This window comes from Acinetobacter yuyunsongii (assembly GCF_041021915.1).
GTDB lineage: Bacteria > Pseudomonadota > Gammaproteobacteria > Pseudomonadales > Moraxellaceae > Acinetobacter.
Map to the genome: position 1 here is coordinate 200866 of NZ_CP157435.1, position 20338 is coordinate 221203.

A 20338-nucleotide genomic window follows, 5' to 3' on the forward strand; every position below is an offset into this window, starting at 1 on the left:
TGTTGAGTATTTTAGACTTCGATACGTGTAGGACTATTCAAATTTTTAATTACATTGGTAATTTGTTCAAGCGAATCACAAATAATCACTTTGGCACGATGTTGAGGAGGTAAAAATCCTTCTTCAACAGCATGATCTAGTTGAGCAATCAAGGCATCATAAAAACGATTTACATTATAAATAATCATCGGTTTTTGGTGCTGATTGAGTTGGCCCCAAGTCGCTATTTCTAAAATCTCTTCAAAAGTACCTAAACCACCAGGTAAAGCAATAAAAGCACTGGCACGTTCTGCCATCAATGCTTTACGTTCATGCATGGTTTCAACAATATGAAGCTCTGTTAATTTATTGTGTGCAATTTCATAGTCCAACATAAACTCAGGAATTACACCGACTACTTCACCACTATGTTCGAGTACAGTATCTGCAACTTGACCCATTAAGCCAATACTTGCCCCGCCATAGACAATTCCAAGACCTTGATTCGCGATGTGTTGAGCAAGTTCGATGGCTTTATCTCGATAAATAGGTTTGTTACCTGTACGAGAACCGCAATATAACGCAATAAGAGATTGGGTGGTTTTTCTGGGAGTAGAAGAAATGGTTTTTTTATCTGTCATTCTAAATACACTATTCATTCGGTTTATTTTCACCTTATCATTTTCATTGTGCTTGTCTAGGTTAAATGACTTTTATGACAGTTTTATGCACACTTTACGTACAAAACAATATCATGAATTTTAGAAAAAATTTGAAAACAACAAGCACATAAAAAAGATGAATTTCACTGCAATCTTGCCTATACTGAAAATCCTTTTATTAATTTATGTACCTCTATGAGTAGTGGTTGTTGTCGCTCCGCTTTGTTCTTATTTCCTAAAAAAAATGTTTTGGCTATTTGTGCCGACCTTTTAAAATTTCAACTACATAACGATATTGCTGATTTTGCAGAGGAGTCACATCAATGATTTTTGAATGGATGTCTGATCCTGCTGCATGGGTTGGCTTAGCTACATTGGTGGTGCTTGAAATCGTACTAGGCATTGATAACCTAGTATTTATTGCAATCTTGGCAGAAAAACTACCACCAGAACAACGTAATGCTGCTCGTAGAGTTGGTTTGATTCTCGCCTTAATCATGCGTCTAGGATTGCTTGCTGCAATTGCATGGGTTGTGACTCTAACTGAACCACTGTTCCATATTTTTGACCATGCCTTTTCTGGTCGTGACCTGATTTTACTGTTTGGTGGTGTGTTCTTACTCTTCAAAGGTACGATGGAGTTACATGAACGAATCGAGGGTCACCAAACACTGAAAGAAGAAAATCCTGTACATGCGACTTTTTGGATGGTGATTGTTCAGATTGTAGTTTTAGATGCCGTATTTTCTTTAGACAGTGTGATTACTGCAGTTGGTATGGTGAAGCATCAAAGTGTCATGATGCTGGCAATGATTATTGCTGTTGGTATTATGCTTTGGGCATCCAAACCGCTGATGGATTTTGTGAATAAGCATCCAACGGTCGTGATTCTGTGTCTTGGCTTCCTGATGATGATCGGTTTCTCGTTAGTGGTTGAGGGCTTTGGTTTCCATATTCCGAAAGGTTACTTGTACGCTGCGATTGGTTTCTCTGTCTTAGTCGAAATCGTGAATCAGACCATGCGTCGCAATCAAGAGAAATTGGTGACGACGACTGATTTACGTTATCGCACAGCTTCTGCGGTATTACGTATGTTGGGCAGTAAAGGTAATGGTAGTGAAGGCCAAAATAAAGAAGCCGAAGATGTTTTAGCGACTCAAGCCTATGCCAAAGAAGTTTTTGACGAAGATAATGGGGTCTATCACAGCGTATTGGTACAGGGTGTTTTAGGCTTATCTGAACGTCCTGTGAAATCTGTGATGACACCACGTCCTGAATTAGAATGGTTAGATTTAGACGCTGATCCGGCAGAGTTGAAAGAACGTTTAATGGCAATGACTCATTCGCGGTTGATTATTGCGCGTGGTGAATTAGACAATATTGAAGGTGTTGTTTTAACGCATAAAGTGTTGAATGAATATATTGAAACAGGTGCAATTGATTTCAGTAAACACTTACGTGAGCCTGTGATTGTGCATGAAAATGCACAAGTATTAATGGTGATGGAGCAGTTACGTCAGGCTCCATTACAAATTGCCATCGTTTTAAATGAATACGGTTCTATCGAGGGAATTGCAACGCCGATAGATGTATTAGAGGCGATCGCAGGTGAGTTCCCTGATGAAGACGAATTGGAAGCTGTGGCTGCCAGTTTGGATGATGGTTCAATGTTATTAGAAGGTTCAACGGACATTCGCCATGTATCACTGTTATTAGGTAAAGATCTGGTTGATGAAAGTGAAGAATATTCAACTTTATCCGGTTATGTGTTATTCCATTTAGGTCGTTTACCTGAAAATGGGGAAATGGTTGAAGCTGATGGCTATCGCTTTGAAGTTGTTACAATGGATGGGCACAAAATTGAAAAAGTGCGTATTATTGCCAAAGAAAAGTTAGCCGATACATAATTAAGTTTGTTTTAAATAGCCTCTGAGTTTTACGATCGTGATTACGGTCGTTTTGCTCAAGGCTATTTTTATTTGAGTATTGAAATGACATTGACAGAGAATTGCCCATGTGGAAGTGGGCTATATGTAACATGTTGCCACCCTTTGCATTTGAAACAACAATTTGCTCAAAATGCAGAGCAATTAATGCGTTCGCGTTACAGTGCTTTTGCTTTACAACAGATTGATTATATTTTGGAAACCACCGCTTTGGGGCAGCAAGCCGCTTTTGATCGAGATGCGATTGCAGATTGGAGTCAATCCAATCAGTGGCTAAAATTAGAAGTCGTGCAGCACCAGCCAAAACTGGATAAAACCCATGCCTTGGTAGAATTCAAGGCCCATTACCATGATGGAAAACAGCAACACGTTCATCATGAAATCTCTCATTTTGTTTTGCATCAGCAGCACTGGTATTTTCTTGATCCAACCTTGGATCTGCAAATCACCATGAAACAACCCTGTATTTGCGGTTCAGGGAAAAAATTTAAACAATGTTGCGCGCAATTCATCTAAGTTTGCCTTAAAATAGCGCACACTTTGATGCCTGATTTAGGGATGTCGGCAGATGTTACTCACCGTGATTTATATTATTGCCATTACTGCGGAAGCGATGACAGGGGCGTTATCAGCAGGACGACGTAGTATGGACTGGTTTGGGGTAACGCTGATTGCTTGTGTGACCGCTTTAGGTGGTGGTTCAGTTCGAGATGTTTTACTAGGCCATTATCCTTTAACGTGGGTCAAACATCCTGAATATTTGGTTCTGACTTGTTGTGCAGCGTTTGTCACCATTATTATCGCCAAATGGATGAAGCATTTACGTAGTGTATTCTTATTGCTCGATGCCATGGGTTTAATTGGTTTTACGATTATTGGTTGTCAAATTGCATTATCGATGGGGCATGGTTTTGTAGTTTCCGCCGTGGCAGGCGTGTTAACGGGAGTTTCAGGCGGTATCCTACGAGATATTCTTTGTAATGATGTGCCTTTAGTGTTCCGCCGTGAGTTGTATGCTAGTATTTCTTTTGTTGCGGTGATCTGTTATTGGGTCTGTTTAGAGATCGGATTGCAGCACGATCTTACCGTGATTTTCACCTTAGTATTTGGTTTTACCTTGCGTGTAATCGCAATTTATTTTGGTTTGGAAATGCCGAAATTTATTTATAAAGAAGATGATGCTGAGTCTGCTTCTTCAACAGATGAGCATTAAAATGAATAATGATGCACTTAAGCAATTAAGACAGCAGATCAAGATTCTTAGTGATTCTTTTAGTCAAAATTAAAATAAGAGTGCTTTTTCTACAATTATTTGTATAGATTAATTACTTATGTTTTATGCGCCATAATTTGACGTCTTGATCTTTATCCTTATATTTTTATAAATTTAAGCACTTTATACTTTAAAAAAATATAGGGTCGATAGATAAATGTCTAAAAATTTAGAAGTCAAAATAATTTCACCTAATCACCCTGAATTTAAGGATTTATTGGAGGAAGGGGAACTTGGATTGGGGAACAATCCGATAGAATGTGTACTTCGTAATATTTCTTATCCAGATGTGAAAAAAGTGCGAGAAAAGACCTATTTATCCCAAGAGGAGTTCGCTGCACGTTTACATATAGATATGAAAAAGCTTCAAAATTGGGAAAGTCGAAAGCGATCTCCAACGGGTTCAGTGTTGCTTTTACTTCGTATCTTAGATATTCAACCTGACTTAATTTTTAAGTAATCATATTTTATAGAAAAGAGAACAATAGTGAACCATTTGACATTTAAAAGCTTAATGAAATTAATTGAAAATAGCCCTTTAGATGAAAATAGTAGAGTTAAGTATGTTCGCCATAAGGATAAGAAACGATTCTTAGAGCTTTCTGAACATATTGTTCCTAATATTTCAGAGTTAGAGGGTTATCAAAGTGAACAGCGTAAAGATGTATTTAAAAATTTAGATTACATTATTTCTTTTATTGGTTTTGAGGGGCGAAAGTCCTTATTTTGGGGGGTATTTAAAGTCCATAGTGGGAGATATAACCCAGAGAAAGATCAGTATGAGTATGATCTTGAAGAAATGCCTCAATTTAATGCGCTAAAATTTAGATTAGTTATTGATTGGGGGGATGCAGAAAGGTCATGGCATCAACATTATCATAATGCAGATAAAAAAGTAATAGAGTTATATTCTGATCAACCTATGGAAAAGTTTCCAGGATATGAACATATCCATTTGTCATGGAATCAGTTGAAATATGTCATTGATAAAGAATCATGGAAAATTGCTTTACAAAATCAAAAAGCTGTTTATCTCATTACCGATATTTCTAATGGAAAAATGTATGTAGGGTCAGCATATGGTGAAAATATGCTTTTAAATAGATGGCAAAATTATATCAAAAGTGGGCATGGTGGAAATATTCAGTTAGAAAAACTGAGTCGAGAATATATTGAAAAGAATTTTAAATTTTCTATTTTAGATATTTTTAAATCAACAACTGATGACCAAGTCATATTAAATCGAGAAAGTTGGTGGAAGAATACATTACTTACGAGAACATTTGGTTATAACGCTAATTAATTAAAAGAATAGTGAGTATCAAAGCGATACTCACCATAGAAAGTGATAGATCAAGTTATCTTCTATACAAAGACACCATTTGACGTTTAAACAACAACAAGGGGTTGTCACAAGCCATTCATCCACATAGCATACAAAGCATTGACGATAACAATGATTTTGGATGACTTGCTGAAATGACCAGCCTTGCACATCATGCAACCGAAAACCGCTCCGTAGCCGAATTCACAGAACAAGCTTACTTAAATTATGCCATGTACGTGATTATGGATCGTGCATTGCCGCATATCAGCGATGGTTTAAAACCTGTACAACGTCGTATTGTTTATGCAATGAGCGAGCTGGGCTTAAAATCGACAGGCAAACCGAAGAAGTCAGCCCGTACTGTTGGCGATGTACTTGGTAAATATCATCCGCATGGTGACTCAGCCTGTTATGAAGCGATGGTATTGATGGCACAGCCATTCAGCTACCGTTATCCATTGATTGAAGGTCAAGGCAACTGGGGTTCACCTGATGACCCTAAGTCATTTGCTGCAATGCGTTATACCGAAGCCAAATTGTCTGCTTATAGTGAATTATTACTGAGTGAGCTTGGGCAAGGAACGAGTGAATGGCAAGATAACTTTGATGGTTCGATGAAAGAACCGATTACTTTGCCTGCAAGGATTCCCAATATCCTACTGAACGGTACGACGGGCATTGCAGTGGGGATGGCAACTGATATTCCACCGCATAACTTACGTGAAGTGGTCAAAGGTACGATTGCGCTGATTCGTAACCCTGAAACCACTGATGAAAAATTAGCAGAATATATTCCAGCACCCGATTTACCGACCAAAGCTGAAATTATTACGCCACCAGAAGAATTACTGAAAATCCAAACTACAGGGCGTGGTAGCTATCGTGCACGTGCAGTGTATACGGTCGAAAAAAATGAGATTGTGATTACTGAGCTACCTTATCAAGTTTCAGGTTCAAAAGTCGTCACGCAAATTGCAGATCAAATGATTGCGAAAAAGTTGCCTTTGGTGGCAGATATTCGTGATGAATCAGATCATAAAAATCCAACGCGTTTAGTGATTGTATTACGTTCTAATCGTGTCGATGCCGAAACGGTGATGAGTCATTTATTTGCCACCACCGATCTCGAATCCAGCTATCGCGTTAATTTGAATATGATTGGTGCAGATGGTCGTCCTCAAGTCAAATCGATTCGCCGTATTTTGTTGGAATGGATTGAGATCCGTAAGCAAACCGTAACACGTCGTTTACAATATCATTTAAATAAAATTGAAAAACGTTTGCACATTTTGGCAGGCCTTTTAATTGCTTATTTAGATATTGATACCGTGATTCGGATTATTCGTGAAGAAGATCAACCAAAACCTGTTTTGATGCAGCATTTTGGCATTGATGATATTCAGGCTGAAGCCATTCTGGAACTCAAGCTTCGTCATTTGGCCAAGCTTGAAGAAATGGAAATCCGCCGCGAGCAGGAGGAGTTGGAAGCCAAAGCAGCCATTATTCGTGAACAACTGGCAAATCCTGAATCATTGAAAAGCCTGATTATCAATGAACTGAAGGAAGACGCGAAAAAGTTCGGTGATGATCGTCGTTCACCGATTGTGACACGTGCAGATGCGGTACAAATCAAAGAGCAAGATTTAATGCCTGCGGAAACAGTAACTGTGGTCTTGTCAGAAGCAGGCTGGGTGAGAGCCGCTAAAGGTGGTGATGTTGATGCAGCAAATCTAAATTTCCGTGCAGGTGATCAATATTTGAGTCATGCAGTTGGGAAAACCAATCAACGGGTGTATTTCCTTGATGAAACGGGGCGTAGCTATGCCTTGCCAATCAGCAGCTTGCCATCGGCGCGTGGTCTGGGTGAGCCATTGAGCTCAAAGCTTGCACCAGCCAGCGGCGTGTCATTTATTCAAGTATTTGTTGATGAGGACAGTAATGAGTTACTTGCAGTCAGTTCAAACGGATATGGATTTAAAACGCAAGCGGCGCAGTTAGATACCAATGCGAAAGCAGGTAAAGCCTTTTTGACAGTTGCAGACAATGCAACTGCTTTACCTTTATTGCCAATTCAACAAGCCACACATGTTGCAATTCTCAGTTCATCAGGGCGCTTATTGATCATAGATTTGGCTGAATTACCTGTTCTGAATAAAGGTAAAGGTAACAAGTTGATACAACTTGATGAAAAAGAGCAAATTTTATCCATGACAACACTGAGTTTAGATGAAATAATCCAAGTCGCTGCAGGACAACAACACCTAAAACTGAAAGGGGACGATCTCCAAAAATATATAGGAAAAAGAGCAACAAAGGGGCAACTTTTACCACGGGGATATCAAAAAGCAAATAGACTCCTCATTCAGAGATAAGGCTAGTATTCTGTGATAAAAATACGTTATATATGACAAGGTATTCATATTATTTGAATAGATTGACAGGGCAATTCCAAAAGTTAAAAAAAAGTTTTGTCATGGAAAGTAACGTCGTTACATTTTTAAGGATTACTACTCGGAGATAATGGCATTATGGAAAAGATTTGGTTTGCAGAATACCAAAAGACAGGAATCCCAGAAACAGTTGCGCTGCCTGCTGAAAACACCTCACTTGTTGATATTTTTGAACGCAATTTCCAAAAATTTGGTTCACGTGATGCCTTTATCTTCATGGATAAAGTTTTAACGTATAATGAATTAGAAGTCGCCAGCCGTAAATTTGCCACCTACCTGCAAGGTCTGGGCTTGAAAAAAGGATCGCGCGTTGCGGTGATGATGCCGAACGTATTCCAGTACCCAGTAGTTGCTCTAGGTGTATTCCGTGCAGGCTTAGTATTGGTCAATGTAAACCCACTTTATACTTCACGTGAGCTTGAGCATCAGTTAAATGACTCTGGGGCAGAAGCTCTTGTAATCATCGAAAACTTTGCTAGTGTTTATCAAAGCATTATTGGTAAAACACCAGTGAAGCATGTTGTGGTTGCTTCTGTCGGTGATATGCTCGGTACACTGAAAGGTACGATTGTAAACTTCGTTTTACGTAAAGTACGTAAACAAATTCCAGCATGGAATATTCCTGGCCACGTTAAATTTAATGCAGCGTTAGGTAAAGCAAATCCAAGCAATTATAAACGCCCGAGTTTGACCTTAAGCGATACTGCTGTACTGCAATATACAGGTGGTACGACAGGTGTTTCTAAAGGTGCTGAGTTAACACACCGTAACTTGGTTTCTAACCTATTACAATGTGATGGTATTTTCTCAAGTAAATTTGGCACAGGTGACGGTTCTAAAGATGATCGTATCGTGTGTGCGTTACCGCTTTATCACATCTTTGCATTCATGGTGTGCGCGCTTTACGGTATGTATAAAGGTCAAGCGAATATCTTGATTCCGAACCCACGTGACCTACCAGCAGTCGTTGGCGAATTACGTAAATACCAACCTTCTTTCTTCCCAGCAGTAAACACCTTGTTTAATGCCTTAGTGAATAACGAAGAATTCAAACAGCTTGACCATAGCAAATTGAAGATGGCAATGGGTGGTGGTATGGCGGTATTGCCATCGACTGCTGAAGCGTGGAAAAAAGTAACAGGCACCATCATCATTGAAGGTTATGGCTTGTCTGAGACTTCACCAGTTGCAACAGCAAACCCTCCTGCAACGACTGAGTTTAGCGGCACGATTGGTATCCCATTACCATTGACTGAAGTTGCTTTACTTGATGATGATGGTAACGAAGTGGCATTTGGTGAGCAGGGTGAAATTTCGATTCGTGGCCCACAGGTAATGAAAGGCTACTGGAATCGTCCTGATGAAACTGAGAAAGTCATGACCAAAGACGGTTTCTTCCGTACGGGTGATGTTGGTGTCATGGATTCACGCGGTTATTTCAAAATTGTAGACCGTAAAAAAGATATGATCTTGGTTTCAGGCTTTAACGTTTACCCGAGTGAAATTGAAGAAGTGATTGCGAAGCATCCAAAAGTATTGGAAGTTGCTGCGATTGGTGTGCCAGATGAAAAATCAGGTGAAGTGCCTAAATTATTCATTGTGAAAAAAGATCCTTCATTAACAACTGAAGAAATTATTGCTTATGCAAAACAAAACTTAACAGGCTATAAATGCCCACGTTATGTTGAGTTTATGGATGATCTACCAAAATCGAACGTAGGTAAGATCTTACGTAAAGATTTACGTAAACCAGCTTAAGAATCCCACTTAGCCTCCGTTTAAAATAAGGGAGCTATTGGAAATAAAAAACGCCACAATTGTGGCGTTTTTTTTTGGGGGGCTTATTGAGTATTATTTGATTTCATCAACCAACGATCAATATAAGGCCGTCCAATACCAACAATGCCGACAAATACAAGCATGGTCGCAAGTTGAAAACGTAACCGAATTGGGTCAATTCCATTAAAGCTGAAGTAATTGTCCGCAAAAACGTAGAGAACAACTATCGTTAGCCAATGCCAAAGAGTGAGCCTTTTAATTCCAACCGCATAAAATGCAAGTGTGAGAATCGCGAAAGTCCCCAAAGTTGATTGCCAATTGAGGTTTGCACAAATCACGCTGAGTAGAAATGCGATGATGGGCAACACTACTTTGAGAATGCGGTCAACTAAAAGCTGATGCTGTCGTTGTTGAGCAAGAACATCAAACAATTTGTTTTGATCTTGAGCTGGCATAACATGACCTTGAGATTGAATCAAAGAAAACTACTTTTAAAACTAGCAGAATATATAAAAGCAGTGCTTGCTGAACAAGCACAAATGAAAGTTTGATAAATTATAAGTTATGATAGCATGATCACAAGAACTTCAAATGATGGATATTAGCATGCAAGGTATTAGCGGCATTATATTGATTCTTATCGTTGCGTGTTTATTGCCATATGTTTTTACCTTAATTGCAAAAGCAAAAGGTGGCTTCCAAGCAAAGGATAATCAGAATCCGCGTGATTTTTTGGCGAAAACGACAGGTCTAGCTGCAAGAGCCAATGCAGTACAACAGAATAGTTTTGAAAGTTTACCCTTATTTATCGCTGCAATTTTAATGGCTGAATATATGGTTGTGCCTGAGAAATTTATTCTGAGCTTAGGCTGGGCGTATATTGTATTTCGCATTATTTATGGCATCTGTTATTTAGCGAATCTAGCCACTTTACGTTCGATTATTTGGTTTTTTTCAATATTTTGTCCAGTTTTACTGTTTGTGATTACGATTAAACTGACCTAAATCGATGTTGAGTATAAAATTCATTAACGCTCAGCATATCTAGCATCATTTTTATGGTATTCACGCTATAATCTGTCGGATTTACATCTAAGTTCACAAGATAAACGAGTGTTGATATGAGTTATAGCAATATTCCTGCGGGTAAAGACGCACCAAATGACATCTATGTCATCATTGAGATTCCTGCAAATGCAGCGCCAATCAAATACGAAATCGATAAAGATTCTGATGCGTTATTTGTAGACCGTTTTATGGGTACAGCAATGTTCTACCCAGCTAACTATGGTTATGTACCAAATACATTATCTGAAGATGGCGACCCATTAGACGTACTTGTTGTAACTCCACATCCTGTTGCTGCGGGTTCAGTGATCCGTTGCCGCCCAGTGGGTAAATTAAAAATGGAAGATGATGGTGGTATCGATGCGAAACTCATCGCAGTTCCACATGAGAAGTTATCTCCTCTCTATAAAGATGTGAAAGAATATACAGATCTTCCACCTTTATTGATTAGCCAAGTTGAGCACTTCTTTGCTCACTATAAAGATTTAGAGCCAGGTAAATGGGTAAAAATCAGCGGGTGGGAAGGTGCTGACGTTGCAAAAGCTGAAGTATTGAAAGCAATCGAAGCTGCTAAGAAGTAATTTTCTGAGTAGATTCAGCTAGATTTTATGATTTAAAGTCTAGCTGATAAAGAAACCTCCATTCAATTGAATGGAGGTTTCTTTATGACTTAAATAAAGCTGTGAATTAGAACAGTTTCACAGGAATATCAAGGAACAAACGCCATTCATTGGTTGAGCCAATGACATTGCTGACATATTCATCAGAAACATTATTATAGGTATCACTTGAACGTAAGTAAGAATAGCGAACACGTAGGCTTGCATCTTTCAATGCACCTGTTTGAACTGTATATTTGACTTGGTTAAAGAACTCATGTTCTTCGGCTTGGTCAATGATTTTTGAGCGATCTGTTTTTTTAGCGATATCAATATCCCAACCATAAACAAATGCAGTTGTCCAGTTTAGACCAGGTAAACCGTGATTTTTAAAGTTGTAGTTATATTGTAGCCCGACAGATTTTTCATCATTACCATTAAAGTCACCTAAATAGGAATTAGGGACATAGATACTTTGTAAACCATCAGCATTATAGCCATAGTCATATCCAGTATTACCTGTGTTATCTTGATAAGAAAGCATGACATTATGTACATCTTTGCCATAGCCCACTGAAACAGCCCAAATCGAGTTTTTACGGTTTGCTAGATCATCTGTGGTATGTGAATCAGTGAGTGCATCTTTATCCCATTTTGTATGATAACCCATGGCATCAAGTGTTAAGGTACTCTTGTCTTTTAAGCTTTGGGTAAAGTTTACATTGGCATAATGACGTTCTAACTTATCTTGAACATCTAAGCCATAATACGATGAGTTGAGTTGATCATTAAATTTATATTTAGCACCCCAAACTACTGCACGATCAAGCCCTTGACCTGTCACATCTTTATCGGTACTAATTTGGTTTGACATTTGGTTTTTTGTGAATTTACCTGCAACCACATTTAGATTTGGAATTTCATTACTTTCAATGAAAACACCTGTGTAATACTCAGGCACTAAACGGGCTTGATTACTTGCCATGACAGGAAGTGTTGACACCTGTGTACCATAAGTCACGGTTGTGTTGGAAATACGTGCTTTCACATTGGCACCACCACGAGCCCAATGATCATAAGCAAATCCACGATCATCTACAGGAATCATTTGATTACCCGTATTATTATTCGCACCAAGCTTAAAAGATGCATCACCTACTACGCCAACACCAAAGCCAACAATACCCTTTGTAAAGCCTGATTGAAGATCAAAAATGGCAGTTTGAGCAGTTGAGCTTGTATCATTTGTTAAACCGTCTTTTTTATCACGATTTAAAAAGCCTGTGCGGAACAATACTGAACCATTTGCATCCTCAACAAAACCTTTTGCTTCGCTTTGTTCGCTTGCGTATGTTGAGGAGATCAATGCGGCATTAATCAAAACCGCTAATGTTAGTTTCTTTGCCTTTGGCATAGGTAGCCTCATAATAAATAAGATCAATTTCGGTCAGAATCGAAATTTTGACCAATTGTATAAGTTATGCATAAAAAAGATAGATTTTTATTAAAATATTTTAATTAAATTTACACAAAAATAGGATAAGATTTTTTGTTTTTATTCTTGTATAAAAAATAGATTAATTAAAATTAAATAATTGTTTTTTATATAAAAAATACAATATAATTCCTGTAATTAAAATTGATTATTTTTTGATATTTTCTTTTTAAAATATGTGACTATGTTGATAATTTCTTTTCAAATTTAATGAGTTATTTTGTAATCGATTAAAAAATGATTGAGTTGATTTGCAAAAAATGACATCCCGATGAGTGGTAAGTTTTTTGTATCAAAAAGCGCTCGTTTTTTAGAAGTTGCACTTATGTTGTGCGAATTTTCCTCGCTTTTTAAGCCAATACTTTAAATGTTTAACAATGATCGATTGTCGAGCAGTATTGTTGCATTATTTTTGTGCAGTTTAATTACTAATCTTATTTTTTGCTTAAAAATGGATCAAAAAATCTATTTTAAAACGCTTAAATAGCCCTTTTTTATTCTCTTTATATATTTCATGACAAAGCTGTGACATCAAACCTAGGTTTTATAGTGCTTTAAAGAAGTTGGCATAGCATTTGCTATTCACATAATGATGCAACTTAAAACATAAATTCAGTCGAATATCCATCATGGGGGAGATCAATATGATGAAATTTGCATGTAAAGCGATCGCGTTGAGTATTTTTGCTGTGACTTCGACTTTTGCTATGGCCGAAGAAACAAATACTTTATCTCAGTATGGCCTTAGCTTTTCTGGTAATGCTGCTTTAACTACAGACTACCGTTATCGTGGTATGACACAAACTCAAAGTGATCCAGCATTACAAGGTGGTTTTGCTTTATCTCATTCTTCTGGTTTGTATGCAGGGGTATGGGGTTCAAATGTAAATTTTGGTTCTGCTGATCCACATTTGGAGTTAGACCCATATGTAGGTTATGCAACTGAATTACCATTTGCTGGTAAGCCAAAATTAGATGTTGGTTTATGGTATTACGGTTATCCAAGTGCTTCAGATTTTAACTGGCTTGAGTTATACGCTAAATTAGGATTCAGCAGTGTTATTGCTTCTGGTGACAGTCTTTTAGCTGCTGTTAACTACACTAACGACTTCTTTGGTTTAGAAGAAGATGCGTGGTATCTAAACGCAACTTATACTATTCCTTTTGCTGACACTGGTTTTGGTGGTGTAGCTAGCGTTGGTTATACCAAAGCTGATGATTACGACTTTAGCGACAATGGTAGTGAAGACGATAACTATGTTGATTGGAAAGTTGGTGTAACTTATAGCGTGAAATCAGTACCTGGTTTGTCAGCTGAACTAGCTGCTGTAGGAACAAACATTGATGCAAATGCGCAACCATATAAACGTGGTGTTGAAACAGGTGCAGTATTTACATTAAACAAAACATTCTAATCATGTAATTGATTGATGTTTTAAAAGCCAGCAAATTGCTGGCTTTTTTTATTCATTTTTAGAAAAGAAAAACGAAAATTTCATATTAAAAATAGGTGCTAATTATGTGCGTCTCTATATTTAAAGATGCATTTTATTATCACATTTTAATCCTGAGCGGTTGATTGATTAATAGAAAAATAAAATAAATATATTTAAAATATAATTATAATCAATAGCTTATATTTAATTTAAATTTAAATTCTACTTTTGGCACAGCATTTGCAAATTTTATCATGATGCAATTTAGAACATAAATCAGTTGAATATCTAAATAATGGGGGAAATCAATATGATGAAATTTGCATGCAAAGCTACAGTTCTAGCAATGGTATTTACAACATCAACTTTAAGTTTGGCTGAAGAAACAAAGCTACCATTTCCAGGAACGATTACAGGCAATGTAAACGTAGTATCTAGTTATAATCTACGTGGCATGACAAATTCACCTGAAAGTGATACACCTGCAGTACAAGGTGGGCTTGATTATACGCATGATAGTGGATTCTATTTAGGATACTGGTTTTCGACCTTAACTGCTGCATATGCAGATTTTAATACCTCACCTACAGATGTGAAGGAAGAGAAGAAGTCATTTGAAAATGATTTATATGCTGGTTATAAAGGTAAGATTACAGATGATCTTGGTTATCAAATTGGTGGTACGGTTTATTACTATTATCCAGGTTGGGAATCAACGGGATATGAAACCATTGTCGGCTTAAGTTATAAAGATTTGAGTATTACAGCTCAAACGTTATTAAATAATGTCACTTTTGGAAATAAAGGTGATACTTATTTCCTAGCAACTTATGCACCAAAATTAGCTGGTGGTTTTACCGGTAAAGCTCAAGTTGCGGCTTATTATTATGGTGATGATGATGAGTATTTAGCTTACCAAGCTAAAGCAGGAGATGTCACCAAAACTGATTTTGCTTTCCGTCACGCAACTCTTGGATTGTCACATCCTTTAGGTAATACTGGTGCAACTTGGAGCCTAGACTATATCTTTGGTGGCTATACTCGTGATGAAACAAAGCAAAAAAATAAAGTTGTTTTGGGTTTAGGTTACGCTTTTTAAAGACATTTTATTTAATAAAAAGGTTGAGATATCTCTCAGCCTTTTTTATAGGTTTGATTATTTGGAGAAAGTAAATCTTTCTCCAAAATCATTTTCAATACTTATTACATTGTATTCTTTGCCATTTTCTATTTTTCGATAACCCCTTAGAAATACATCTGTTCCTCCCCCCCAGCATCTTTTCTTATCGCTCACCATCACTGCTCCTTGAAGGTATACTTATTGGACGGCACCATCAAATATAAATCCATGTGGAATATATAATCCTTTGTGAATTTCTTGTTTGGTTACTTCCATAAAAAATGGATTATTTTTATCAATAATTTTAGTATTCGTTAATACACTGGATGTACGTTGATTATAAAAATCAATAATGTTTAATTCTTGTTGGTGTATGCTAAAAGCATCTTAATACTTTGTAAGTTCAGATTTTTATTTTGCCCTAAGAGAGCATGATACTCTTCAAGTAACAACGATGCTTGTGGTGGAGTAATGTCATTAATAATAATACAGTCTTCACCATTACCGAGGGCTGCTTGCCATGCAGAGTCAACCCCATTATAAAAAAACAACACCTCTGCCTTGCTTAATTTGTTGACCTGAGTAACAACTTTACGATGGAAAAATCAGTGCTTCACCGCCATGCAATAAGGCAGGAACAAAAAAATGAAACGTTTCGTACGATTGACGACTTTCAGTCCATGTTCAATGTCGCTAGGTTTTAGTTTTAATAAAGGCAATTTTTGATTCATGTAATTTTCTATCTAGCCTCGATAAGACAAGGCTTCTGTTAAATGGGTTGTTAAAATGATATCGCTTTCGGCTAAGTCGGCTATAGTTCGTGCAACACGAAGTACACGATGATAGGCGCGTGCTGAGAGATTAAGTCGCTGTTGAGCCATTTCGATGATTTTGGCTGAATTTTCATCTAATTGAGCATATTGTTCTAGCAAATTTGGAGAAAGTGCCTGATTCAAACATTGCTGTCTTAACATTTGTTTATCATAAGCTTTCATCACGCGTTGCCGCACAATTGTAGAACTTTCTGTCGGACTTTGATCTTGTAGTTCTTTGGTCTGCAAAGGTGGCACATCAATATGTAAATCAATACGATCTAGTAATGGACCTGAGATACGGTTTTGATAGCGCTGAATATTTTCTGCTGAGCACTGGCAGCGGCTATCTTGGTTAAATGCGTAACCACAAGGACATGGATTCATTGCTGCAATAAATTGAAAATTCGCTGGAAATGTCATTTGTCTTGCCGCACGGGAGATGACGATCTCTTTCGACTCTAGCGGTTGTCTGAGAACCTCCAAAACTTTGCGGTCAAATTCAGGTAATTCATCTAAAAATAATACACCTAAGTGTGCAAGTGTAATTTCGCCTGGTTTAGGTTGTGAACCGCCTCCAACTAATGCAATCGCTGACGCAGTATGGTGTGGTGCACGGAAGGGGCGTTGTCCAAAAGTATGTTGAGCATTTGCAACCGAATAAATACTTGCGACTTCTAAATTTTCTTGGGCATTGAGTGGTGGCAAAATAGAAGGTAGCCGAGAAGCCAATAATGTTTTACCTGTACCAGGTGGACCTTTGAAAAGTAAAGAATGTCCACCCGCTGCTGCTATTTCTAGTGCACGACGGGGACGTAATTGACCTTTGACATCTGCAAGATCAAATTGATACTGAGTAATGGTTAAATTTTCATGTTTGGGTGATGCTGATAAATGAGAAGTGCCCAAAAAGTGTGCACATACATCTTGTAAATGATTGGCAGCATAAACTTCAAACTGCGGAAATTGATTGGCTTCTTCTAGATTATTAGTAGGTACCAATAAGCGGTGTTGGGCTTGTTGGCAAGCCATCGCAATTGGCAATATTCCAGTAACAGGGCGTAAATGTCCATCTAATGCAAGTTCACCAATAAATTCAAAGCCGTCAGTACAATTTTCAGGAAGTTGACCTGAAGCAATTAAAATTCCTAGTGCGATCGGTAAATCTAGGCGGGAGCCATCTTTAGGAAGATCTGCAGGTGCTAAATTAATCGTTAAACGTTTGGTTGGAAACAAGAAACCACTGTTGATAATTGCTGATCGAACACGATCTTTACTTTCCCTTACAGCGGCTTCTGCTAAACCTACAATGGTTAAGGAGGGGAGTCCTGAACTGATATGAACTTCAACTTCGATTTGAGGGGCATGTAAACCTAATAAACCCCTCGTGTAAATTTTTGCGAAAGACATTTTATTATTGTTCCATCATGGTGCTTTATTTTTAATCATTTTTGTTGATCTCTGCGCTAAACTAGTGCTTATTTTTGATCTTGCACCATTTTTTCTAGGGTGCTCATTTGCTGTTGTAACGCAGCGAGGCGTTGGTTTGCCAAATTTAGCGCTATTTTCTGGCGCTCTAGCTCTTGTTTAGAGACTAAATCTAATTTTTCGACGCTTTCATTGAGCAAAGCACGTAAATTTTTTTCTAAATCTTTTTTAGGTTGATCAACTTGTTCAAGAATGGCTTGTAAAAGAGTTTCAATCATGAAGCGCTCAATAGGTTATATGTATTTGTAGGCAAGTGTACCATTGCTTGTAGTAATCCCATAGCCCTGTTCAACGCATTGATGCCACCGATATCTAAATTCAGTTAAACAGGAGCAAATGAAACTTATTTTCGATTGAATATCTACATCTTGACGTCCAAATAGGTTATAAAGAAAGCTCTTGCTGATGGTTTGAAAATCCCCAACCTTCAAATGTTGGCATGAAAATTGAACATAAAACCTTACTGGTGAAAATAAGCCGAAGGAAAACACACATGAAGCTTGTAACTGCAATTGTAAAACCATTCAAACTCGATGATGTGCGTGAAGCACTCTCTGATATTGGTGTTCAAGGGATTACCGTAACTGAAGTAAAAGGTTTTGGTCGTCAAAAAGGTCATACTGAACTGTATCGTGGTGCAGAGTATGTCGTTGATTTTTTACCGAAAGTAAAGATTGAAATTGCGATTAGCGATGAAATGGTCGATGCGGTTATTGAATCTATCACTCGTGTTGCAAGCACTGGGAAAATTGGTGACGGTAAAATCTTTGTCACGAATTTGGAACAAGTCATTCGTATTCGTACTGGTGAAACTGGACCAGATGCTGTCTAAATTGGCACAAAGTTTGCTGAGTTAGAATTAAGAGAAATAGCTCACAAAATAAGGTTGGGGGACACGAATGAAAAAAATGCTTATGGCGCTCAGTCTATCTGGCGCACTCTTAGGTGGTTCAGCGATGGTTTGGGCAGAAGATGCTGCATCAACACCAGTTGCTGAACAAACTGTAGCAGCGTCTGATACGGCGGCTGCATCAACTGTGACTGTCGCAGCAGAAGCTCCTGCTCCTGTAGAAGCTACTCCAGCTCCTGCACCAGTTGCAAAAGTTGATACAGGCGATACAGCTTGGATTCTCGTTTCAACAGCACTGGTTCTGTTGATGACGATCCCTGGTTTGGCTCTATTCTATGGTGGTATGGTTCGTAAGAAAAACGTACTCAGCACCATGATGTTTAGCCTTTCTGCGGCCATTCTAGTCAGCTTAATTTGGGTTATCGTTGGTTATTCGCTTGCATTCTCTGGTTCAGGCGCCTATGTCGGTGACTTTGCCAAATCAATGCTAAATGGCGTGGCATTTGATGCCTTAAGTGGAACTATTCCAGAAAGCTTGTTTGTTATTTTCCAAATGACTTTTGCGATTATCACTGTTGCAATTATTAGCGGCTCGATTGCTGATCGTATGAAATATTCAGCATTCATGGCGTTTATTGCAGTTTGGGTAATCTTGGTTTATGCACCAATTACTCACTGGGTTTGGGCTGCTGATGGCTGGTTATTCAAAGCAGGTGCTTTAGATTTCGCTGGCGGTACAGTTGTACACATCAACGCAGGTGTAGCTGGTTTAGTGGCTGCGTACATGTTGGGTAAACGTGCTGGTCTAGGTCGCGAATCAATGGCACCGCACAACCTTACGCTCACTGTGATTGGCGCAAGCTTAATTTGGGTAGGTTGGTTTGGCTTTAACGGTGGTAGTGCTTTAGGTGCTGGCGCTCGTGCAAGTATGGCAATTCTTGTAACTCAAGTTGCTGCTGCTGCCGCTGCATTCTCTTGGCTGATTGTTGAACGTCTCGTTCGTGGTAAGGCTTCAGTACTTGGTGGTGCATCAGGTGCGGTTGCTGGTTTGGTTGTAATCACTCCTGCTGCTGGTTTCGTTGGTGTGGGTGGTGCTTTAATCATGGGTTTAATCGGTGGTGTAGTGTGCTTCTGGGGTATTACAGCACTTAAACGTCTCCTTAAAGCAGATGATGCATTGGATGCTTTCGGTCTACACGCAGTTGGTGGTATCGTTGGTGCGGTTCTTACGGGGGTGTTCTACAGTGATGAAATCATTAAAGCTGCTAACGTTGCGCTTGCTCCAACAATCATCGAACAACTAAAAGTACAACTTGAAGGTGTACTCGCAACGATGGTATATAGCGCAGTAGTGACTTTCATTATCCTTAAAGTGATTGATCTTGTGATTGGTATCCGCGTAAGTGCTGATGATGAGCGCATGGGTCTTGACCTTAGCCAACATGGCGAGCGTATCGAATAATTCATTATTCTTTGAAGTTTAAAAAACAGCCGAATAAGGCTGTTTTTTTATGCCTTTCGTGTGCTAGTTCAGCAATTGCAGAAACTTTGCTACACTTAAAGCAAGTGAGTAAATAATCGCACAACTATGCATTGTCCATTTTGTAACGCTGCTGATAGTAAAGTCATCGACTCTCGCCTTGCGGCTGAGGGTTGTCAAATCCGTCGTCGTCGAGAATGCACGATTTGTGGTGAAAGGTTTACCACCTTTGAAAGTTATGAAATGGTGATGCCACGGGTCATTAAATCAGATGCCAAGAGTGAACCATTTGATGAAGCAAAATTGCGCCGCTCATTGATGCATGCTTTACAGAAACGTCCAGTAACCCAAGAGCAAATTGAAACGGTTTTAAGTGATATACAATCACAAATTCGCCGTTTAGGTGAGCGAGATGTAAAGTCGAGAACCATTGGTGAGATTGTGATGCAGGCTTTATTTGCACTTGATCATGTAGCCTATGTTCGTTTTGCCTCTGTTTATCAAGATTTCCAAGATGTTGAAGCATTTCGTCGTCAGATTGAGCAAATGCAACAACGTGAAAATGAAGCATAAG

At 38.4% G+C, this 20338-nt stretch carries 21 protein-coding genes; 14 read left to right on the top strand and 7 right to left on the bottom strand.

The window, feature by feature from the left end:
* Positions 1 to 11: 11 nt before the first annotated feature.
* Entirely contained in the window at positions 12 to 638 is a 627-nt protein-coding gene (locus tag ABLB98_RS00960) for a TIGR00730 family Rossman fold protein (RefSeq protein ID WP_087536517.1), read from the bottom strand.
* A gap of 326 nt (positions 639 to 964) precedes the next feature.
* Between ABLB98_RS00960 and ABLB98_RS00965 the strand changes: the two genes are divergently transcribed.
* The 7 genes from ABLB98_RS00965 to ABLB98_RS00995 all read left to right on the top strand — a co-directional run bounded on the left by ABLB98_RS00965 (position 965) and on the right by ABLB98_RS00995 (position 9395).
* A complete protein-coding gene (locus ABLB98_RS00965) occupies positions 965 to 2548 on the top strand; it encodes a TerC family protein (RefSeq protein WP_178882884.1) in 1584 nt (527 codons plus the stop codon).
* An 84-nt stretch (positions 2549 to 2632) separates the two neighbouring features.
* Positions 2633 to 3103, top strand: coding sequence for a YchJ family protein (locus tag ABLB98_RS00970; protein WP_348883373.1), 471 nt, complete (start codon positions 2633 to 2635; stop codon positions 3101 to 3103).
* Between the two features lie 52 nt (positions 3104 to 3155).
* On the top strand, positions 3156 to 3800 hold the full coding sequence (locus tag ABLB98_RS00975; protein WP_087545102.1) for a trimeric intracellular cation channel family protein: 645 nt from the start codon (positions 3156 to 3158) through the stop codon (positions 3798 to 3800).
* 217 nt (positions 3801 to 4017) lie between these two features.
* On the top strand, positions 4018 to 4320 hold the full coding sequence (locus tag ABLB98_RS00980; RefSeq protein WP_005163201.1) for a DNA-binding transcriptional regulator: 303 nt from the start codon (positions 4018 to 4020) through the stop codon (positions 4318 to 4320).
* A 27-nt stretch (positions 4321 to 4347) separates the two neighbouring features.
* A complete protein-coding gene (locus ABLB98_RS00985) occupies positions 4348 to 5163 on the top strand; it encodes a GIY-YIG nuclease family protein (protein WP_005163199.1) in 816 nt (271 codons plus the stop codon).
* A 176-nt stretch (positions 5164 to 5339) separates the two neighbouring features.
* Positions 5340 to 7559: a DNA topoisomerase IV subunit A gene (gene parC, locus ABLB98_RS00990; RefSeq protein ID WP_348883372.1), complete on the top strand. Its 2220-nt coding sequence runs from the start codon at positions 5340 to 5342 to the stop codon at positions 7557 to 7559.
* 156 nt (positions 7560 to 7715) lie between these two features.
* Positions 7716 to 9395, top strand: coding sequence for an AMP-binding protein (locus ABLB98_RS00995; protein ID WP_087536522.1), 1680 nt, complete (start codon positions 7716 to 7718; stop codon positions 9393 to 9395).
* Between the two features lie 83 nt (positions 9396 to 9478).
* Here ABLB98_RS00995 and ABLB98_RS01000 read toward each other — a convergent pair whose 3' ends face one another.
* Positions 9479 to 9871, bottom strand: a complete 393-nt coding sequence (locus ABLB98_RS01000) for a hypothetical protein (protein WP_087536523.1) — start codon at positions 9869 to 9871, stop codon at positions 9479 to 9481.
* A 151-nt stretch (positions 9872 to 10022) separates the two neighbouring features.
* Here ABLB98_RS01000 and ABLB98_RS01005 point away from each other — a divergent pair, with 151 nt between their 5' ends.
* Together ABLB98_RS01005 and ppa are read left to right on the top strand one after the other, a co-directional pair.
* The gene (locus tag ABLB98_RS01005) at positions 10023 to 10421 is read left to right on the top strand and encodes an MAPEG family protein (protein ID WP_348883371.1); all 399 of its coding nucleotides are present in this window, start codon (positions 10023 to 10025) and stop codon (positions 10419 to 10421) included.
* 116 nt (positions 10422 to 10537) lie between these two features.
* Positions 10538 to 11065, top strand: a complete 528-nt coding sequence (gene ppa, locus ABLB98_RS01010; RefSeq protein ID WP_046737873.1) for an inorganic diphosphatase — start codon at positions 10538 to 10540, stop codon at positions 11063 to 11065.
* A 106-nt stretch (positions 11066 to 11171) separates the two neighbouring features.
* On the opposite strand, the gene ABLB98_RS01015 is transcribed toward ppa, so the two are convergent.
* The gene (locus tag ABLB98_RS01015) at positions 11172 to 12497 is read right to left on the bottom strand and encodes an OprD family outer membrane porin (RefSeq protein WP_348883370.1); all 1326 of its coding nucleotides are present in this window, start codon (positions 12495 to 12497) and stop codon (positions 11172 to 11174) included.
* Positions 12498 to 13222: 725 nt separating this feature from the next.
* Between ABLB98_RS01015 and ABLB98_RS01020 the strand changes: the two genes are divergently transcribed.
* Together ABLB98_RS01020 and ABLB98_RS01025 are read left to right on the top strand one after the other, a co-directional pair.
* Positions 13223 to 13993, top strand: coding sequence for a TorF family putative porin (locus ABLB98_RS01020; protein ID WP_348883369.1), 771 nt, complete (start codon positions 13223 to 13225; stop codon positions 13991 to 13993).
* 331 nt (positions 13994 to 14324) lie between these two features.
* Complete coding sequence (locus tag ABLB98_RS01025; RefSeq protein ID WP_348883367.1) at positions 14325 to 15113, top strand: TorF family putative porin; 789 nt, start codon at positions 14325 to 14327, stop codon at positions 15111 to 15113.
* A gap of 57 nt (positions 15114 to 15170) precedes the next feature.
* On the opposite strand, the gene ABLB98_RS01030 is transcribed toward ABLB98_RS01025, so the two are convergent.
* The 4 genes from ABLB98_RS01030 to ABLB98_RS01045 all read right to left on the bottom strand — a co-directional run bounded on the left by ABLB98_RS01030 (position 15171) and on the right by ABLB98_RS01045 (position 17652).
* Complete coding sequence (locus ABLB98_RS01030) at positions 15171 to 15311, bottom strand: hypothetical protein (RefSeq protein WP_348883366.1); 141 nt, start codon at positions 15309 to 15311, stop codon at positions 15171 to 15173.
* Positions 15312 to 15490: 179 nt separating this feature from the next.
* Positions 15491 to 15688 carry a hypothetical protein gene (locus tag ABLB98_RS01035; protein ID WP_348883365.1) on the bottom strand — a complete coding sequence of 66 codons (198 nt, stop codon included), beginning with the start codon at positions 15686 to 15688 and terminating at the stop codon, positions 15491 to 15493.
* Positions 15689 to 15877: 189 nt separating this feature from the next.
* A complete protein-coding gene (locus ABLB98_RS01040; protein WP_348883364.1) occupies positions 15878 to 17356 on the bottom strand; it encodes a YifB family Mg chelatase-like AAA ATPase in 1479 nt (492 codons plus the stop codon).
* Positions 17357 to 17424: 68 nt separating this feature from the next.
* Positions 17425 to 17652, bottom strand: coding sequence for an accessory factor UbiK family protein (locus ABLB98_RS01045; RefSeq protein WP_087536529.1), 228 nt, complete (start codon positions 17650 to 17652; stop codon positions 17425 to 17427).
* 275 nt (positions 17653 to 17927) lie between these two features.
* On the opposite strand from ABLB98_RS01045, the gene glnK reads away from it, so the two are divergent.
* The 3 genes from glnK to nrdR all read left to right on the top strand — a co-directional run bounded on the left by glnK (position 17928) and on the right by nrdR (position 20337).
* Positions 17928 to 18266 carry a P-II family nitrogen regulator gene (glnK, locus tag ABLB98_RS01050; protein ID WP_000780326.1) on the top strand — a complete coding sequence of 113 codons (339 nt, stop codon included), beginning with the start codon at positions 17928 to 17930 and terminating at the stop codon, positions 18264 to 18266.
* A 67-nt stretch (positions 18267 to 18333) separates the two neighbouring features.
* Complete coding sequence (locus ABLB98_RS01055; protein ID WP_178883057.1) at positions 18334 to 19746, top strand: ammonium transporter; 1413 nt, start codon at positions 18334 to 18336, stop codon at positions 19744 to 19746.
* Between the two features lie 126 nt (positions 19747 to 19872).
* The gene (nrdR, locus tag ABLB98_RS01060; RefSeq protein WP_087536531.1) at positions 19873 to 20337 is read left to right on the top strand and encodes a transcriptional regulator NrdR; all 465 of its coding nucleotides are present in this window, start codon (positions 19873 to 19875) and stop codon (positions 20335 to 20337) included.
* Position 20338: the final 1 nt, after the last annotated feature.

Excerpts from the sequence above, each read along its gene's own strand:
- ABLB98_RS01045 (WP_087536529.1), bottom strand. The coding sequence starts at position 17,652 with ATGATTGAAACTCTTTTACAAGCCATTCTTGAACAAGTTGATCAACCT.
- ABLB98_RS00965 (WP_178882884.1), top strand. The coding sequence starts at position 965 with ATGATTTTTGAATGGATGTCTGATCCTGCTGCATGGGTTGGCTTAGCT.
- ABLB98_RS01000 (WP_087536523.1), bottom strand. The coding sequence starts at position 9,871 with ATGCCAGCTCAAGATCAAAACAAATTGTTTGATGTTCTTGCTCAACAA.
- ABLB98_RS01040 (WP_348883364.1), bottom strand. The coding sequence starts at position 17,356 with ATGTCTTTCGCAAAAATTTACACGAGGGGTTTATTAGGTTTACATGCC.
- glnK (WP_000780326.1), top strand. The coding sequence starts at position 17,928 with ATGAAGCTTGTAACTGCAATTGTAAAACCATTCAAACTCGATGATGTG.
- ABLB98_RS00995 (WP_087536522.1), top strand. The coding sequence starts at position 7,716 with ATGGAAAAGATTTGGTTTGCAGAATACCAAAAGACAGGAATCCCAGAA.
- ABLB98_RS00970 (WP_348883373.1), top strand. The coding sequence starts at position 2,633 with ATGACATTGACAGAGAATTGCCCATGTGGAAGTGGGCTATATGTAACA.
- ABLB98_RS01020 (WP_348883369.1), top strand. The coding sequence starts at position 13,223 with ATGATGAAATTTGCATGTAAAGCGATCGCGTTGAGTATTTTTGCTGTG.
- nrdR (WP_087536531.1), top strand. The coding sequence starts at position 19,873 with ATGCATTGTCCATTTTGTAACGCTGCTGATAGTAAAGTCATCGACTCT.
- ABLB98_RS01025 (WP_348883367.1), top strand. The coding sequence starts at position 14,325 with ATGATGAAATTTGCATGCAAAGCTACAGTTCTAGCAATGGTATTTACA.
- parC (WP_348883372.1), top strand. The coding sequence starts at position 5,340 with ATGACCAGCCTTGCACATCATGCAACCGAAAACCGCTCCGTAGCCGAA.
- ABLB98_RS00960 (WP_087536517.1), bottom strand. The coding sequence starts at position 638 with ATGAATAGTGTATTTAGAATGACAGATAAAAAAACCATTTCTTCTACT.
- ABLB98_RS01015 (WP_348883370.1), bottom strand. The coding sequence starts at position 12,497 with ATGCCAAAGGCAAAGAAACTAACATTAGCGGTTTTGATTAATGCCGCA.
- ABLB98_RS00975 (WP_087545102.1), top strand. The coding sequence starts at position 3,156 with ATGTTACTCACCGTGATTTATATTATTGCCATTACTGCGGAAGCGATG.
- ABLB98_RS01005 (WP_348883371.1), top strand. The coding sequence starts at position 10,023 with ATGCAAGGTATTAGCGGCATTATATTGATTCTTATCGTTGCGTGTTTA.
- ppa (WP_046737873.1), top strand. The coding sequence starts at position 10,538 with ATGAGTTATAGCAATATTCCTGCGGGTAAAGACGCACCAAATGACATC.
- ABLB98_RS01055 (WP_178883057.1), top strand. The coding sequence starts at position 18,334 with ATGAAAAAAATGCTTATGGCGCTCAGTCTATCTGGCGCACTCTTAGGT.
- ABLB98_RS00980 (WP_005163201.1), top strand. The coding sequence starts at position 4,018 with ATGTCTAAAAATTTAGAAGTCAAAATAATTTCACCTAATCACCCTGAA.
- ABLB98_RS01030 (WP_348883366.1), bottom strand. The coding sequence starts at position 15,311 with ATGGTGAGCGATAAGAAAAGATGCTGGGGGGGAGGAACAGATGTATTT.